Source organism: Enterococcus sp. C74 (genome assembly GCF_040887125.1).
Taxonomy (GTDB): Bacteria; Bacillota; Bacilli; order Lactobacillales; family Enterococcaceae; genus Enterococcus_B; species Enterococcus_B hirae.
This window is the reverse complement of sequence record NZ_JBFOFA010000001.1, coordinates 181,402-198,687: the sequence shown is the minus strand read 5'-3', so window position 1 is coordinate 198,687 and position 17,286 is coordinate 181,402. Positions and strand designations below refer to the sequence as shown.

The window sequence follows — 17,286 nt, the reverse complement described above, 5'->3', positions numbered from 1 at the left end:
TTATTCTTTCTCCTTTTCTATCGCTTGTTGATTCATAATGGTTACTTGGTAACTAGCATGTACCCGCTCAAAAGAATCCCTGATACTCAAACTGACAGTGTAAGTTCCTGGTTTGTTGACATCGACGTTTTCAGTCACTTCGACATCTGTTAAAGATAATGTTTCTTCTTTGTCGTAAACCTCAATTCCGGCTAGCGGATCAAACGCCTCTCCAATAGTTAGCACCTTATCGGCTATGCCTATAAATCGTGGTGGTTCATTGATGACCGTGATTTTCCCATAACCACTGGTTGTTTTGCCATTTGTATCAGTGACTTTAAGAGGAAGCAAATATTTTCTTAATTTAGATGTATCGATCCGATTCCATGCTGCTTCATCTATTTCAATATTTAATCGTTCTAACGGATCTTCTCGATCTGAAACAACCAGTTGTGCAAAATAATCTTCTTTCTTCAAAGCAGAGAAAACATTGACTTGAAGATCCGCCTGGATGATTTTAGGGGCTTCATTCGTTACTTGTACGAGAAGTCGTCTCTCCTCTGCATATTTTCCATATCGATCTTGCACATTGCCAATCCTAAAGAAATATTTTCCTTCTTTATTGGAATCAAAATTAGTTTCTAAGATATTGGTTTTAGTTAATGAGATATCTCCGTCTTCCCTATCCCAAGCTTTCACATAGTCGAAAATATTCAACTCTTGATTTATCTGATGGTCAATCCATTCGGGTATATGGATTACCGGTGCCTCATTTTCAATTTTGACAAACGCTTTCGTTTTCGCTTGAGCCCCATGTCGATCATTGACAGAATAAAGCACCTCATAGCTTCCTTCTTTGTTGATATCTAGATTTGTTTCGACTTCAATCTTTGCGGTTAAATCCCCATCTTCTTGGTCCATTGCGGATACTCCTGCTAACAAATCAACTGGTACACCGATCTGCTGGTACATTGTCGTCTGCTTCAAGTTGATTTTCGGTAAGCTATTAACAAAAAAGTAGATGGTGGCATCTGTAAACATTCCTGCCGAGTCGGTGACACGGATCGTAAATTTTTGCTCGCCTAGCTTCGACGTGTCAATAAAATTATGTTTGACTGTGGGAAAAGCGTCGTTACCCGTAAGAATCTCAAAATAGTCTGTTGGTTCAAATTTACTGTATTGCTCAATGACCATGTAAGTGGATGCTAGTGAAATTTGTGGTCTCTGCCAAGTCGTTTGGTCACTCTCACGATTCTTTTCTTTTTCAACAGAAACTGGAGGGGCCTCATAGACTGGGGCTTGTTTACTATCCGCTCTTTCTTTTGAAGTTTCTAAAGTTGTGACTTCTGTTTTCTTTTTTTCTTTAGCAAAGGCAACAACTAATTGCGCTACTTCATGCTCTAGTTGTTGAAGTGGCAATTCTGTTCCCTCAGTTTTAGAACTAAAATAGTCAAATTGTTCCATGACTGCGATTGCCGGATCATGATCCTCTTCAAGAAAATAATGAGTGGGTATTTCTTCTTTTTCTATGTTTTTTGTATCAATGATATTTGCTACTTGTTTTTGTTTAATTGCTACTGGTTTTTCTTGATTGTGACTCAGGTAGATGCTAGTAATTCCTGTGATACTTCCACTGATAAAAAAGAACAAGAGACTATATTTTATCCTGCCTAGATTCTTTTTCGATAACTGATCTACAACAATTGAACGTTTCACCATTCTTTAGATCATCCTTTCTTTTATCTTCTAAACACTTTGATCATACTTTTAGTAAAAATAAGCGAAATCAATTTTTTCACAACTTTACATGTTTCTGCTTTTTTTGAAGATAGAGATAACTGCTAACGATAATAATCAAGCTCAATCCAAGAAGAACCATCTCTAGCGAACGTCGTTCATTCGTTTTTGGCAATATGCTTTGCTTTAATAATAATTTTTCTTTTTTTAATGTAATTGTCTGATCTTTGTTCCTTAAATCATCCTCACGTCCTACTTCATTTTTTTGCTCTTCTTCGTAATATAAGACGTGGGTCGCTGTTAATTGATCGCTATCTTTGAGGATATTTGCCTTCAACTCAAGAAATACTTCAAATGTATCTTCTTTGTTCTTTGGAGTGTAAGTTGATGTCGCTTCACTGACCACTTCTCCTGTTTTCGTATTCTTATATTGCGTAAAAACAGTATAAGTGTGTCCGATTTCGATTGCCTCGCCTTTGACCCACACCACATCTTTCAACTGATTATCTACTGTTGGATCAAGTGTTTTTTCGCCAGCAATATCGGTAAATAAAGAGGTCAACTCTAATGGTTCCCGTTCATTGTAGGCTTCAAGAACAAGTAGTTCGCCATCCTTTTCAACCGTGACAGAAAAATCCATTGGTTCTTCTAATGGTAAATAGCCTGCCAAAGGTTCCACTTCAACAAATTTATAGTCGCCATAAGGTAGTGCCTCTACATTGATTTTCCCTTCTTTATCAGTCAAATATTTTTCAATTAAGGTTTCAGTCAATTCTCCATTTTCATCCGCTGCTATGTTGTATAAATGAAATGGGACATTTTCTAATGGTTGTTCATTCAACCGATCTCGTTTGATCAATTGGATATCTTGTCGAGCTAAGCGATTCGGAACTTCTAGGCGAATCAAGGCGCCAGCATTCTCTTCTGTGACACTAAAAATGAGTGGTTCTTCTAGTGGTACATATCCTTCTGGTGCTTTGATCTCATGGAGTTCATAGCGATCCACACCCCAAGGCAAACTTTCTGTGGTAATGATTTCGCCTTTGTCATTGGTTTCAAAAATATCGGTCTGTTCCGTGTCATTGGGTCGTACCATCGAAACAAATTCGCCTTCTCCTTCATTTGCCCATGTATCAAAAATTTTGAACTGAGCGCCTGCGTAAGGTATGTTCTCGCCTGTTTCTTCATCCACTTTGATGATATGCAATCGAGATTCAATCACTTTATCTTCCAATAAAAAGAAATGGGTATAGCCGTCTTCCGTGATCGTCACTTCAAATGGTTCGATCAATAAATAGCCATCCACACCTTGGGTTTCTTCAATGGTATAAGTGTCATAAGGTAGATTCTCAAACTTGAAATACCCGTTCTTACCAGTGACTTGGATATATTCTTGTCCAGTGGTGTGAGAAGTAGCTGTCAGTTCAACGCCTTCTAAAGGTGGCTTTACCCCCTGTTGCTCTTTCGCCAGTCTGGCAATTACTTCAAAAACGGTTTGAGGAATCAAGGGGCGTGAACCAAACTTATAGCCTTCTACATTTCCTTTGATGACTCGATCGGTCACCGTTTTACTGTGAAGCGCTACAGTTTCATTTTGTCCAGCATACGTGAGGTTAACGGTATGTTTTGTAGTATCTAAAGTGTAGCCTTCTGGTGGTTCGATTTCTTGGAGATAATAGGTTCCCAGCTTTAATCCTTTCACCTCTGCTTGTGCTACGCCATCGATATCTTGCATCGTTAGTTTGCTAACAGAAGTCCCATTCTTATCAGTTAACTCATAAACAGCTCCTACCAATTGAGAAGCCCCTTGTGGTTTACTGCCTGTTTCTTCATCTTCTTTGATCACTTTGAGATTCGCTAGTTGCTCTTTATTATCTAAACTGATTGTGGTGGTCTCATTGGCTTTGATGGTCACTGTCTGAGGTGTGGCATTGAGGACATATCCATTCGGTGCTTTGATTTCCTGGATCGTTACTTTTGTGTCGACTAACAAATCATTCCAGGTAGCATAGCCATCAGAACCTGTAGTGATTTCTTTGGTTTTTCCATCAGACGTAGTAAAACGAAAAACGGCACCTGCCAATGGTTGCTTGGTCGTTTCATCTACTTTGCGTACACGGGCATTGCCGTTTTTTAAAAGAGTTATGGTTAAAGAAATTTTTTTACGTTCATTTAATCTACCAACCATCATATTTTGGGTATATGGGTGTTGATAAATTAGCGGAACACCTTGAAAAGTAGAGGCAATATCATAGTCAAATTCAACTCGACTAGTCGCTTCTGCATTTTTGTTGGCAAGAATCGTTAATTGATTTCCTTTTTTAGAAATACTTAGTCCTTGTGAGACGAAAGATGGTAATGACTGATAATTACTAAAGGCATGGGTCGTGTCAGTTAAGGTGATACTTTCTCCAACTTTTAAGTTTATCGTTTGTTTATCAAAAGAAGGTGATGTATAGAAATAATTGACATTTTTCATGACAGCAGATTTAAAGGTTTGATAGTCCGTCATCGAAAATACCCCTGAAATACTCAACGGTGTAATCCCTTGTTGTTCCCATGCCAAAATTTGAGTCATCAATTCTTTTTTCAACGTGTGGCCCGAAACCATCAGCCCGTAATACTTAATCAAAGAAATTTTTTTCATCTGTTCAGTATTTCGCTCAGCGACTGTATAGCCAGAGTTATTTCCAAGATTAAGTGCAGCACCTGGTTCTATGCACAAGGCAATTTCATTGTTGATCCGTTTACCGTACCAGCCATATTCACGTACACCGTTCGATAAGCGAATATCAATATTGGAGATATGAGCATTGGGGTCAACATAAATCGTTTGATTGTTTCGTTGGTGGGTTTGAGTTTCTCCTAAAGCAGCATGAATCGAGTGAGTGATGTAATTCGAAGGAGTTGTCGTATATAATTTGCCGTCTTCAGTTTGAATCAACTGATTCTCTTGAAGAAAACTTATCTTACGATCGTCTTGATCTGTATTTTCTAAATTTCCTGCTAAAACAACAAGTGGTCGGCAAAACGAAACGGATAATAAATGAATGATCAAAAATATGCGTACAACTAACTGGTATTTTTTCATCGAAATTCTCCTGTTTTTTGATAATAAACCTGCTTATCTACAAAAGTTCTCTCATAAACATAGAATTACTATTGACACTAAAAATCAAAATATTCGCTACTGAATCAAGCGAATCACATATTCATTTTTAGTGCGGTCATACCTTAAAACGCCACTTTTTTGTATCTGATTGATCAATTTTGCTTTGTCTCCATTTGTCCATCCATCTTGATGAACAAGCTGTTCATATTCACGCAAAGTAATCTGTTTTCTTTTACTACTACGCATAAAAGTTAATAATCGCTGGAGTTCTGTCATCAAGTTGTCACTCCTTAAAAATTTTAAGGCCACACCATTTTTAGGATAAATGGAAACCTGACTTTTTTAGGAAAAAGCCAACCCATATCCTCACGGTCCTCGGAAAAAACATTACGTAAGAAATTTTTCTTCAAACCATTAATCACAGTTATCGGTTCCGTCCTCCGTAAGAGATTCTAGTCATACTTTTGCTGTTAGCATGCCAACACTAACAGGACTGTCATTTAGTTGAGCATCGATAAAGATTGACAGCAAATCATCGTTATCAGTTAGATTGCTAACCAGTAATGATGCTCACATATAACGTTTTCAACGAACAAATATGTTTTTTTGCAACGACTAAACTTGCCAAGCTTTTACTTTCATTGGTCGTTCCACGTACTGTAAGTTTTGTTTTGTGTTCCTTCGTTTAGCAAAGATAAGACCGCCAGAAGAAACGGCTGTTTTTATTTGTGGATAAATCTTGTAGTCAGGTAATTCTTTTTTTGTCTCTTGATTGATAAACTGTCCATTCCCTAAATTAGCCCACGTAGAACCATCAAATAATCGAATCGTTAGTGCTTTACTTCGAATTGCTTTTTTTGAACAGATTCGTAACACGTAAATCCCTCCTCACTCTATAATTACGATTTATTTGCGATTCTTCCAAAAAAAATAAAAGACATTGATCAACTTAAGTCAATCAATGTCTTTCAGTTCAGCTTATTTTGTTTTGGGGAAGAGTTAGATCATTACAGTGATCGTAGCAGCAGCTAAAATCAAGACTAGTCCAATAACTGTAACAGTCATTTCTTTCTTGGTTTTCTTTTGTCCTAGGAACCAAATACCAGTCAGTGTCGCTAATACTACGGATGTTTGAGAAAGAATAAACCCTGTTGCTAACCCATTCATATCTGGTTGAGCTGAAATTAAATAAGTTAAAGCAGCGAAGGCAAAGAAAAATCCTGAAAAAATATGTTTATAAGAGACAACTTCGACAAACGCTGATTTTTCTTTAAAACTTAAAACAGCTGAATAAACAACAGCAACGATTACCATACCAATTGCTTGAGGTAAAAAGGCATGCATTCCATCAATTGAAGTTGCTTGAGGAGCTGCGGAATAAGCCCAGTAGCCGATTTCACCTACTGCTAACAAAAGGACCGCTTTTTTCAATAAGTTACTGCCTTCTGTATTTTTCTTTTCAGTCCAAACAGTCATCCAAGCACCTAAAATAATCAAAACTAAAGCAAAGGCACCCAAGACTTTCGCAGTAGCGCCAGGCCAATTTCCTAAAGCAAACACGCCCCACAATGAAGCCCCTAATAATTGAAAAGCAGTAGTAATAGGCATTGCACGAGAAGAACCAATCAAGGTAAAGGATTGGAATGTAATGATTTGGGCGATTGCCCAACCAACACCAGATAAGATTGAAAAAGTCAGGTCAGATCCTGTTGGTAACTCCATTCCTTTATATAAAGCAAAAACAATTGCAAAAATCAATGTTCCTAATGTTGAACCTAAAATTTGATTGACCGGACGTCCCCCGATCTTAGATGCGATCGTAGGATATAACCCCCAACCAAGTAGTGGGCCTAAGCCAATTAAAAGCGCGGTAGTATTCATGGTAGACTATTCCTCCTTCTTTTTTAAAAAACGACGCCGCTTTCTAAAATAATATTAGCATAAGGTGTCATTTCCCCCGTGCGAATAAACGCATGACACTGATTCAAATCAGCTTTCATTTTACTATGAGGGATAAAAGTAATAGGTGTTTCAGGTAGCCGTTGTTGAATTTCCGATAATACTTTAGGGTTTTCTGACTTGATTTCTTCAGCTAAATAAATACGTTGAACTTCTAACTCTTCAAGCACATTGTTCAAGACTTCCATAAAGCTTGGAATACCATTATCTACAGCCAAATCGATTTTTTCAGTTGTCATCGGCACGGGCATACCTGCATCACCGATACTTAATGTGTCAAAATGTCCCATTTGTGCGATTACACGAGAGATATCTGAATTGATTACTTTTGATTTTTTCATAATAAAAACGTCCTTTCTTAATTCAATTCTTGTTTATATGGAATAGAAGGTTGTGCGCCAAAACGTTGAACAGTCAAAGAAGAAGCTTTATTTCCATAGGTAATTGCTTCCTCTAAATTACTAAAATCAGTTGCTAACATGCTACTCATCGCACCAATGAATGTATCACCTGCAGCTGTCGTATCGACTGCATTCACTTTGAACGCTGGCACGATCCCATTTTTGCTGTTTTTAATCGAGTAAAATGCGCCTTTACTTCCGATCGTGATAATTACAACTTCGATTCCTAATTGATGTAAGTGAGCTGCAGCCTGTTTTAAGCTTTCTTCGTCCGTAATCGAAATCCCTGTTAAAATTTCTGTTTCTGTTTCATTAGGAATAATCATATCTGTTACTTTCAATAACTCTTCAGGCACATTTTCTAATGCTGGGGCAGGATTCAAAATTGTTTTTACTCCAACCTCTTTTGCTAGGTTAAAAGCTTCAATCGTACTTTCTATAGCGCTTTCAAACTGTGCGATGATAAAATCACTTTTTTCGATGATCGCTTTGTTTTGTCTAACTTGTTCTGGTGTAAACGCATTGTTCGCTCCGGCATGGATCATAATACTATTTTCCCCAGCATCATCAACGATGATGTAAGCTTGACCAGTCGCTTGGTTTTCAAGAGTTGCTACACCTTGTAAATTGATTTCTTCTTGTTCTAAAAGCTCAGCCATTGTTTTGCCAGCTTCATCGGTACCAATCGCTCCAATAAAATGAGTAGTAGCTTCTGAACGTCTTGCAGCAACTGCTTGGTTTGCTCCTTTTCCTCCGCCAGCTGAAAATGTTTCTTTCGTGTGGATCGTTTCTCCTGGCTTAGGCATATGTTTGACTCGGATGGTCCGATCTAAATTAATGCTACCGATAACTGTTACAGTGTTCATTCCTTCATCACTCCATATTACATATTAATTGAATCAAACGCCATTCATCAATAATTAAAACGTTTTAACTCTACACCGAAAATATACCACAGATTGAAAGCTATTTCAAGAACCTATTTTTCCTAATTTTTTATTAGCAATCAGCAGCTTCATTTTTACCAGCATTCTAAAACAAAAAAGCTGAACACTTGTGCTGACTTGCTTCAGTTAGATCTTGGTCTAACTGAAGACATTCACAACACAAGGCTCAGTTTTTTTATTTCACAACACCAATCAGAAAAAATAACCATCTGCAAAGTTAACTAATAAATCACTGATTCTTTATTTCGATGCTTTACCTGGCTCAGAGGCAATGATTGATAACTCTCCTTGAACCGTCCATTCTGTCACATCATTTGGTAAAATAAAACTTGCCCCTTTAGTTAATGGGTAAATTTTTTCATTAACAACTAACTCTCCTGCTCCATCGATTACTGTCGCTAATGTATAAGGTGCTTGTTTTTTAAATGATGTAATTCCTTTGATATCCCATTCATAAACATTAAAAAACTCGGTCTCTAAATACGTAACGATCGAAGAATTCCCTTTACGTACTTCTTTCATTTGAATCTGTGGCGTAATAGCTGGAACAGTTGTCACATCAATTGATTGTTGGATATGCAATTCACGCGTATTGCCATTGGCATCTTTACGGTCATAATCATATACACGATAAGTCGTGTCCGAGCTTTGTTGCGTTTCTAAAATCATGATCCCTTTACCAATTGCATGGATCGTTCCACTAGGGACATAGAAAAAGTCGCCTTTTTTAACTGGGACTTTTTTCAATAAGTCATCCCAACGACCCTCTTGGATCATCTCAGCAAGTTCTTCTCTTGTTTTTGCATGATGGCCATAAATGATTTCTGCTCCAGGTTCAGCATCAATGATATACCAACATTCTGTTTTTCCTAACTCACCTTCGTGCTTCATTCCATAAGCATCATCTGGATGGACTTGTACTGATAATTCATCTTCTGCATCTAAGATTTTAATTAATAATGGAAAGACAGGCTCAGTTGGGTTGCCAAACAATTCCTTGTGGTTTTGCCATAACTCGTCTAATTTTTGTCCTTGGTATTCACCGTTTTCAACGACACTTACACCATGTGGATGTGCGCTGATCGCCCAATCTTCACCGATTTTATCATTAGGTATATCAAATCCAAATACTGATCTTAAACGGCTGCCTCCCCAAATCTTTTCTTGAAAAACTGGTTTTAAAAACATAGGTTCTTGCATAGTTCAAACTCCTCTCAATGTTCATAGTTATTATAGCATCATTTTTTTAATAACGCTTTCTCTTTCAAAAATTTTTCAACAATTTCATCACGACAACGAATATAAGCTTCACGATGATCCGTTGGATGGATACGGTTTGATAAGAAAATAAATGCTTCTTGTTCAATAATGTCAATTAGTAAGAACGTGCCCGTATAACCAGTATGAAAAAGAATTGGTTGCTGTTGTTCTAATCCTTTTTTTAAATCCCATCCTAAGGAACGATTGCCTTTTTTCGTTGGCGTATGATCTTGTAAAAGTGAGCGAATCGTTTGTTCTTCTAAAAAACGCCCATTTTCAGCTTTCCCTAAATTCAAATACATTTTTACAAAGGTAATACTGTCCTCTAAATCAAGAAACAACCCAGCATTTCCTGCATGCTCAGCGAGTACTCTCGCTTTAGGATCATGTGTAACGCCCCGCAAAACCTCACCTGAAGCAAGTTGTTGTGTGGGAACAATCCTTTTAGAAGGATAAGGTAAAAACGTACTGTGCATCATCCCTAAAGGCGCTAATACTTGTTCTTCAAATAATTCTGTGGCTGGCTCTTGGAAAATCTCTTCAAGCATCAATCCTAATAAAATCGTGCCTGCATCTGTATATTTCACTAATTTCCCTAACTGATCACCAGGTTGAAGCTTTAAATAGGCTTCGATCAGCTGTTCTTGAGAGAGTTGATCTCGATTAGGAATCCAAGTTTCAATATTTGATGTATGAGTCAGTAAATGTCGTATCGTGATTGTTTCATTTTCAAAAGCCGGTAAATAATGGTGTAACGGTTTGTCTAAGTCGATTTTACCATCTTCCCACAAGCGTAACACTAGACTGGTGGTAGCGATCACTTTTGTTAAAGAAGCCACATCAAATAATAGATCTGCTGTCATTGGTTGGGTTTCAGGTACGATCTGTGCATGACCTGCTGAAAAAGTTTCAACATGCTTATGCTTAATAAACGCACCAACAACACCAGGATAATAACCTTCTTCAAGTTTATTTAAAATCAACTGTTTCGTTTCTGGGTACATTTTATTCTCCTTCTCTGTCGAAGAAATCAATTTTTGTTCATCATGCTAAGTCAAATCATATAGCTTTATCCAAGAGGATGCAAGTAGATAAAGGTTGTGAAAAGAGCGTTTTGCCCTGAGTAATAAGGAGGAAAATCTCGAAACAGCTTTCCATGTTTTGAGATTTTTTGACTTATTACCGAAGGGCAGCTCTTTGAACACCGTGGATTACGTCGTGATAGAAGCGTTCAGCTCCGAACGAATAAGCGATGATTTTTTAAAATAGCTTCTCATATTTTAGAAAATCATCGCTTATTGCCGAGGAGTTGCTTCTTGAACGCCGTGGGTAAGGTCGTGAAAACATCGGTCAGCTCCAATGACAATAAGAAAATTTTTTAAATCAACTTTTCTTCTATCCTCTTGTATCTTAGAGAAACTTCTTTAGTTGAAGAGTTGTTTCTGGTATCTCTTTATATATTGAACAAAAAATCAGCTTTCGATTTCCGTTGTTGCTTGTGATGCGCTTTACCAACAATGAACAAAAGCAAAAGCCCCTAAACATCAAATCGTTAGGAGCTATTTCTACCTATTCAATTATTTGTCTTCGCTTTATTTTTTGGCTTTTTTTGTATCGATCACAAACCACCATTCGATACCAATCGCATCATAAATTGTTAACACAGTATGTCTTTGATCGATAAAGAAGTCAACTGCAGTTTCATTTAAATGCTGAATCAACTGTTCCATGCTTTCTTGATCAATCACGAATTTCAAGAAATCTAAACCTAATACTTCATGAGTCGGCAAGGCTAATGCCTCACTATTTGCTTCTGAGATTCCTACATGGAAGTTCCCTTCATTTAAAACATGTAATCCGTTCTCTTCTTCCCGAACTTTTAGTCCCAGTAAATCACTTAAAAAACGGCGTTCTTCTTCGCTATCAAAAACGTTTAAATGGATTTTTTCAAAGTAAGAATTAGCGGATAATTTTTTGTAACGCTCTTCTGACTTACGTAATAATGACTCTTGATCCATTGCTTCTGGTTGATTTCGTTCTTGAACATTGTCCTCTTCGTGATAAATTTCTAATTCGTTACCTTCTGGATCCTTAAGTAAGATCCCCATGCGCCCTTGATCTTCTAACGCATCTTCAATTGGATAATTTGTTTTACGGATACGGGAAAGGATATCAGCCATTTCTGCTACCGTTGGAATAATCAATGAAAAACGTTTCAGTTTTTTGATTTCCCCAATGTAATCATGCGCTCTAGGACTTTCTTCCAGCAATAGCATCTCACTATTTTGCTCTTGTGTCCCTAAAATAGCTAATTCATTTTCTTCCCGTTTCAAATCAAAACCGATCGTATTTTTGTAAAAATCAATCATTTTATCTCTATCTTTAACCCGGATTGCTACACTTTTTAGGTAAGTAGTAGACCCCAATTTAAATTCTTTCATTTTTCTTGCTCCCCTCTACGTCCAGCTTTATTTTAACGATGCTTCACATTTCTTTCAAGCAATAAATGGGTTTTTATTAAAAAAAATGTGAGAATTTTCGCATTTTCCACGCAACACTGCAATTATTTTTAAATAACATTCATTATAATAAATAAAACGCATGGAACGCTTCAGATGCTCTTTCCATGCGTTTTACTATTAATGAATTGTTAAGAAACAGCTTCTTCGGAAAACTGGCTATTATATAAATCAGCATAAAATCCATCTTTTTCCATCAATTGATCATGATTTCCCGTTTCAACAATTGAACCATGGTTCATGACAATAATGTTATCAGCATCTCGAATGGTTGACAGACGGTGAGCTACTACAAAGCTTGTTCGATTTTCTAATAAACGATTCATCGCTTTTTGGATCAAAATCTCTGTCCGAGTATCCACACTAGAAGTTGCTTCATCAAGTATCAATACATCCGGATTAGCTAAAAATGCCCGAGCAATCGTGATTAACTGTCGTTGCCCTTGGGAGATGTTGCTGGCATCTTCATTTAATACCGTTTGATAACCTTCAGGAAGTTTGCGAACAAAGTCATCAACATGGGCAGCTTTGGCTGCTTCAATCACTTGTTCGTCAGTTGCATCATCGTTTCCGTATTTGATATTGTCGTAGATGCTACCTGTAAATAGCCATGTATCTTGCAGAACCATTGAAAATTGAGCACGTAAGTTATCTCGAGATAAATCTCTCGTATCTACCCCGTCATAACGGATACTTCCGCCAGAAACATCATAGAAACGTTCTAACAAGTTGATCAAGGTCGTTTTACCAGCACCAGTTGGACCAACAATTGCCACCATTTCTCCAGGTTTCACATCCAGATTAAAATCTGTCATCAATAGTTGATCTTTGGTATAACCGAATTGAACATTTTCAAAACGAACTTTATATGGTGTATTCTCTTCAACAGGTAACCCAGATTTTTTATCAGACATTTCCTCTTCATCCAGCACTTCAAAAACCCGTTCCGCAGATGCAACAGTTGACTGGATCGTATTCATTAAACTTGCAAGTTGAGTAATCGGCTGTGAGAATTGTGTCGTATATTGTAAGAACGCTTGAACGTCCCCAAGTGTCATATTCCCATTTGCAACTTTGACCCCACCTAATACAGCAACAAATACATAGCCAAGATTTTTAACGAAGTTCATCAAAGGCATAATGATGGCAGAGATAAACTGCGCTTTCCACCCAGCAGCATATAACTTGTCGTTTTCTTCTTCAAAAACTTCTTGGTCTTTGGCTGTATGATTGAAAGTTTTGACGATCGTATGACCACCATAGGTTTCTTCTACTTGGTTGTTTAAGAGACCTAAACTTTTTTGTTGATCTGCAAAAAAGACTTGGGATTTTGGTGCAATGATCATCACGACGATCAAACTCAATGGAATCATCAGTAAAGCCACTAACGTCAATTGCCAACTAATAGAAAGCATCATAACGATGACACCGATCAAAGTAACTGCACTTGTTACAAACTGTGTTAAGTTTTGTTGAAGGGTACTGGCAATATTATCCATATCATTGATTGCACGAGACATGATGTCTCCATTTGTATGTGTATCATAATAAGAAATCGGTACTCGATTCATTTTTGCTTCTAGATCATGACGTAACTCATAAACTGTTCGTTGCGATACTCGTGTCATAATAAATTGTTGCAAGAAATTGAATACTGCAGAAATCAAATACATCACAATAACCGTGGCGATGATTTGAGCAATTTTATCAAAATCAATTGGGAATTTAGAAATTTGTTGCCCCGCTTGCATTTGTTTTGCTCCAGCCATTACCCCATTAAAAATCTCAGTAGTTGCTCTCCCTAATACTTTTGGTGTTTGGATCTGGAAAATGACTGCTGCGATCGCTAATACAAATACAGCAATGATCGCAACCGAGCGTTTTGACATATAGCCAAATAAACGTTTCACTGTGCCCCAAAAATTCTTTGGTTTTTCTCCTTTTGCCCCAATGTTTCGACCGGGTCCGTGACCGCCGCCAGGCATTGGTCGTTGAGAAGGTTTGGTCGTTCCTTTACTCATGCTAGATCCTCCTCTCTTAATTGTGAATGAACGATTTCCTGATAGGTTTCATTCGTTTTAAGAAGTTCATCGTGTGTGCCTTTGCCAACTAGTTTTCCTTCATCAAGGACTAAGATCATATCCGCATCCATTACTGTACTTACTCGTTGTGCAACTAAAACCGTAATACTTTCTTTCATATTTTGTTTTAAAGCTTGGCGTAATTTTGCATCTGTTTTAAAGTCCAAAGCCGAGAAAGAATCATCAAATACATAAATGTCAGCTGGTTTGACTAATGCTCGAGCAATCGCCAAACGTTGTCTTTGCCCACCAGAAAAATTTCCTCCGCCTTGTTCAACATGGCTGTCTAAGCCCTCTTCCATTTCTGAAACGAAGTCTTTGGCTTGGGCGATTTCTAACGCTTTCCAAATCATTTCATCAGTAGCATCTGCTTTACCGTACTGCATGTTTTCTCTGATCGTGCCAGAGAACAACATGGCTTTTTGTGGAACAAAGCCCATCAATTCACGCAAATTATACTGAGTCATATCGGTAATACTTACACCATCAATCTTGATTGTTCCTGATTCGACATCGTATAGTCGTGGGATAAGGTTGACTAAAGTAGATTTACCCGAACCAGTTCCACCAATAATCGCAACAGTTTCGCCTGATTGTGCTGAAAAATCAATATCTTCTAATGCCAGCTTCTCAGCTCCATGGTACCGGTAGTTGACATGTTCAAATGAGATTGTGGCAGCTTTACCTGCAGGAGTCACCTCAGTTGGGTTCTCAGGATCTGAGATACCTACTTTTTCATCTAATACTTCATTGATCCGATCAGCAGAAGCTTGCGCTCGAGGGACCATGATAAAAATAGCAGAAAGCATCATAAAGCTAATTAAAATTTGCATAGCATACGTCATAAATGCAATTAGGTTTCCGACTTCTAACGTCATATCTGCTATGTAGTGTCCACCAAACCAAGTAATTGCTACGTTTGTTCCACTCATAATCAAAGTCATCATCGGCATCATCAATGCAACGATCGTGTTGACTTTAATTGCTGTATTTGTATAATCTTTGTTCGCTAAATCAAAACGATTTTCTTCAAAACGTGTCTTATCAAACGCTCGGATTACCCTTACCCCTGTTAATCCTTCACGAAACACTAGGTTCAAACGGTCTGTCTTCTTTTGCATGCTCTTGAATAGTGGTACCGCAAAAAACATGATTCCGCCGATCACCACTAGCATGATTGGAATAACTACTAAGAAAATTTTGGTTAATTGATGATCTTTTTGATAAGCAAGAAAGCTTGCACCAACCAACGTGATCGGTGCATTGATCATCATTCTTAAAAACATTTGCGTAACCATCTGGATTTGTGTCACGTCATTAGTTGTACGGGTAATCAAGGATGCTGTACCATATTTGTCAAATGCATCTTTTGTTAAACTTTCAGATTTTTTATAAACATCGGTACGTAATTGCTTTCCTAATTTTTGTGACTCACGTGTAGCAAAAAAGGTATTTGCGATCGCTGCGATGATACTAATCAAAGAAAAACCGATCATAACAAAACCTGTTTGCCAAATATAATCAACATCACCTCGTGCTACACCTTTATCAATGATATTTGATGTGAGCGTCGGCAAATAAAGATCTGATAAAACTTGGATAACCATGAACAACGTAGCTGCAATAGCTGAAGTCAGTGAAATCCGTTTGACGATTTTTAGCATGTAATTCCCCTCTTTCTATTGATATACGCCGTCTTTCAACCATGATAGTTTTAATTTAAATTCTTTAATGGCATGATCCACGGAGTAATTTTCGTTTTTTGAAAATGATTTATAGGCATGAGCAATCGTAGTAAAGACGATATTCATGATCAATTGGATCAGTAGTTCCAGTTCATGATCATCGTTTACTTTCAGTGTCGTTCGATCAATCAATCCAATTAATTCTTTCGCCTCTTTTTGATGCTTTTCATGTGAATGACGCTGATCATCTTTTGTATGTGGCACGACTTTACGAGAAGCACGATAGTCCAAGTTCATGAAAAGATTACGATAAAAAGAAGCATTTTCCCCGACTAAAATCTCCCGAATGATTTTAGTAAAATAAAGCTCGAATCCTTCGAATAAATCCCCATCGACATCTTTTATCAGTTGGAACATATCTTTTGAACTATCACGTCGAACAGTTTCAAAATAATAATAGTAAAGATCCTCTTTGTCTTCAAAATACTGATAAAAACTACCTCTAGGGATTTCTGCGATTTTCACGATATTTGCGATGGAAGCATCTTTTAATGGTACTCTGGAAAATTCAATCCTAGCTGCTTCTAATAAACGTTTCTGCTTTTCCTCTGGTAGATGAAAAAAAGTTTTCGTAGGCATCTTTTTCCTCCTTCCTAAAATGACACACTGTCACATGACACTATGTCATTATAACACCAAGAAGATGTTTTGCAATGCTTTTCCATATTTTTTTCATGAAAAGACTAAAAAAATTCATAATTAAAAATCGAACCTTAAAAAAACTTGATAGCCTTTTCGCTTTCAAGTAAACTAGCTATGTTAGTCAGATAACAAGTCAGCTTAAAGGAGAGAATATTATGGCATCAGTTTTAGTAGTAAAAGGGCACCCATTAACTGCACAGGAATCACGTTCAGTTAAAGCATTAACAACTTTTTTAACTAGTTACAAAGAAAATCATCCGGAAGATGAAGTGACTGTTTTAGAGCTTTATCGTGATGATATCCCAGAAATCGATGAAGAATTACTTTCAGGATGGGAAGCACTTCGGGCAGGTGCTGAGTTCTCTACTTTGTCTGAAAGTCAACAACAAAAAATTGCTCGTTTCAATGAATTGACCGACCAATTTCTTGCTGCAGACAAGATCGTTATTGCGAATGCTTTATGGAACTTGAATATCCCAACAAAATTAAAAGCTTGGTTTGACACCGTCAATGTCGCTGGCAAGACATTCCGTTATACTGAAAACGGACCAGAAGGATTAGTTTCTGGTAAAAAAGCTTTGCACATCCAATCCAACGGAGGCATTTATAACGGTCAAGACTTCGCTTCTCAATATGTCAAAGGCATCTTAAACTTTGTCGGTATCGATCAAGTGGATCAATTATTTATTGAAGGTATCGACTATACCCCTGACCGTGCAGAAGAATTGATGCAATCAGCTTTAGATAAAGCTGCAGCATTTGGTCAAACTTTCTAATAAAAGCTACTTGCACGTTTACCATAAAGTTAGTCCCTTACTAACTTTGATTGTTGCATAGTGGGCACCTAAAAATTTAAAAAAATGAAGAAAGCGAAAATAGTTAAACTATTTTCGCTTTCTTCGTT

Annotated in this window: 14 protein-coding genes; 1 reads left to right on the top strand and 13 read right to left on the bottom strand. The window is 37.4% G+C overall.

Features of this window, described 5'->3' with window-relative positions; all coding sequences use genetic code 11:
* The 13 genes from AB3H93_RS01030 to AB3H93_RS00970 form a co-directional block, all read right to left on the bottom strand.
* Window positions 1-1,698, bottom strand: coding sequence for an immunoglobulin-like domain-containing protein (locus AB3H93_RS01030; protein ID WP_368019977.1), 1,698 nt, complete (start codon window positions 1,696-1,698; stop codon window positions 1-3).
* A 76-nt stretch (window positions 1,699-1,774) separates the two neighbouring features.
* Window positions 1,775-4,807, bottom strand: a complete 3,033-nt coding sequence (locus AB3H93_RS01025) for a SpaA isopeptide-forming pilin-related protein (RefSeq protein WP_368019976.1) — start codon at window positions 4,805-4,807, stop codon at window positions 1,775-1,777.
* 96 nt (window positions 4,808-4,903) lie between these two features.
* Window positions 4,904-5,104 (bottom strand): hypothetical protein, encoded by a 201-nt coding sequence (locus tag AB3H93_RS01020; RefSeq protein ID WP_010720019.1) that lies wholly within the window; start codon window positions 5,102-5,104, stop codon window positions 4,904-4,906.
* 339 nt (window positions 5,105-5,443) lie between these two features.
* A complete protein-coding gene (locus tag AB3H93_RS01015; RefSeq protein WP_010738415.1) occupies window positions 5,444-5,704 on the bottom strand; it encodes a hypothetical protein in 261 nt (86 codons plus the stop codon).
* 123 nt (window positions 5,705-5,827) lie between these two features.
* Window positions 5,828-6,709, bottom strand: coding sequence for a ribose/proton symporter RbsU (locus AB3H93_RS01010; protein WP_010720021.1), 882 nt, complete (start codon window positions 6,707-6,709; stop codon window positions 5,828-5,830).
* Window positions 6,710-6,732: 23 nt separating this feature from the next.
* On the bottom strand, window positions 6,733-7,128 hold the full coding sequence (rbsD, locus tag AB3H93_RS01005) for a D-ribose pyranase (RefSeq protein ID WP_010720022.1): 396 nt from the start codon (window positions 7,126-7,128) through the stop codon (window positions 6,733-6,735).
* Window positions 7,129-7,145: 17 nt separating this feature from the next.
* The gene (gene rbsK, locus AB3H93_RS01000; protein WP_010720023.1) at window positions 7,146-8,054 is read right to left on the bottom strand and encodes a ribokinase; all 909 of its coding nucleotides are present in this window, start codon (window positions 8,052-8,054) and stop codon (window positions 7,146-7,148) included.
* A gap of 321 nt (window positions 8,055-8,375) precedes the next feature.
* Complete coding sequence (manA, locus tag AB3H93_RS00995) at window positions 8,376-9,335, bottom strand: mannose-6-phosphate isomerase, class I (protein ID WP_010720024.1); 960 nt, start codon at window positions 9,333-9,335, stop codon at window positions 8,376-8,378.
* Window positions 9,336-9,373: 38 nt separating this feature from the next.
* The gene (locus AB3H93_RS00990) at window positions 9,374-10,399 is read right to left on the bottom strand and encodes a serine hydrolase (RefSeq protein WP_010720025.1); all 1,026 of its coding nucleotides are present in this window, start codon (window positions 10,397-10,399) and stop codon (window positions 9,374-9,376) included.
* A 588-nt stretch (window positions 10,400-10,987) separates the two neighbouring features.
* Window positions 10,988-11,836, bottom strand: a complete 849-nt coding sequence (locus AB3H93_RS00985; RefSeq protein WP_207496004.1) for a VOC family protein — start codon at window positions 11,834-11,836, stop codon at window positions 10,988-10,990.
* A 209-nt stretch (window positions 11,837-12,045) separates the two neighbouring features.
* Window positions 12,046-13,935 carry an ABC transporter ATP-binding protein gene (locus tag AB3H93_RS00980; RefSeq protein ID WP_010738420.1) on the bottom strand — a complete coding sequence of 630 codons (1,890 nt, stop codon included), beginning with the start codon at window positions 13,933-13,935 and terminating at the stop codon, window positions 12,046-12,048.
* Complete coding sequence (locus tag AB3H93_RS00975; RefSeq protein ID WP_010720028.1) at window positions 13,932-15,659, bottom strand: ABC transporter ATP-binding protein; 1,728 nt, start codon at window positions 15,657-15,659, stop codon at window positions 13,932-13,934. Before AB3H93_RS00975 ends, AB3H93_RS00980 begins: the two co-directional genes overlap by 4 nt.
* A 15-nt stretch (window positions 15,660-15,674) precedes the next feature.
* A complete protein-coding gene (locus AB3H93_RS00970) occupies window positions 15,675-16,319 on the bottom strand; it encodes a TetR/AcrR family transcriptional regulator (protein WP_034866202.1) in 645 nt (214 codons plus the stop codon).
* Between the two features lie 218 nt (window positions 16,320-16,537).
* On the opposite strand from AB3H93_RS00970, the gene AB3H93_RS00965 reads away from it, so the two are divergent.
* Window positions 16,538-17,158 (top strand): NAD(P)H-dependent oxidoreductase, encoded by a 621-nt coding sequence (locus tag AB3H93_RS00965; RefSeq protein WP_010720030.1) that lies wholly within the window; start codon window positions 16,538-16,540, stop codon window positions 17,156-17,158.
* The last annotated feature ends 128 nt before the right edge of the window (window positions 17,159-17,286 follow it).

Coding starts and splice junctions, on each gene's coding strand:
- AB3H93_RS01030 (WP_368019977.1), bottom strand. CDS start 1,698: ATGGTGAAACGTTCAATTGTTGTAGATCAGTTATCGAAAAAGAATCTA.
- AB3H93_RS01025 (WP_368019976.1), bottom strand. CDS start 4,807: ATGAAAAAATACCAGTTAGTTGTACGCATATTTTTGATCATTCATTTA.
- AB3H93_RS01020 (WP_010720019.1), bottom strand. CDS start 5,104: ATGACAGAACTCCAGCGATTATTAACTTTTATGCGTAGTAGTAAAAGA.
- AB3H93_RS01010 (WP_010720021.1), bottom strand. CDS start 6,709: ATGAATACTACCGCGCTTTTAATTGGCTTAGGCCCACTACTTGGTTGG.
- rbsD (WP_010720022.1), bottom strand. CDS start 7,128: ATGAAAAAATCAAAAGTAATCAATTCAGATATCTCTCGTGTAATCGCA.
- rbsK (WP_010720023.1), bottom strand. CDS start 8,054: ATGAACACTGTAACAGTTATCGGTAGCATTAATTTAGATCGGACCATC.
- manA (WP_010720024.1), bottom strand. CDS start 9,335: ATGCAAGAACCTATGTTTTTAAAACCAGTTTTTCAAGAAAAGATTTGG.
- AB3H93_RS00990 (WP_010720025.1), bottom strand. CDS start 10,399: ATGTACCCAGAAACGAAACAGTTGATTTTAAATAAACTTGAAGAAGGT.
- AB3H93_RS00985 (WP_207496004.1), bottom strand. CDS start 11,836: ATGAAAGAATTTAAATTGGGGTCTACTACTTACCTAAAAAGTGTAGCA.
- AB3H93_RS00980 (WP_010738420.1), bottom strand. CDS start 13,935: ATGAGTAAAGGAACGACCAAACCTTCTCAACGACCAATGCCTGGCGGC.
- AB3H93_RS00975 (WP_010720028.1), bottom strand. CDS start 15,659: ATGCTAAAAATCGTCAAACGGATTTCACTGACTTCAGCTATTGCAGCT.
- AB3H93_RS00970 (WP_034866202.1), bottom strand. CDS start 16,319: ATGCCTACGAAAACTTTTTTTCATCTACCAGAGGAAAAGCAGAAACGT.
- AB3H93_RS00965 (WP_010720030.1), top strand. CDS start 16,538: ATGGCATCAGTTTTAGTAGTAAAAGGGCACCCATTAACTGCACAGGAA.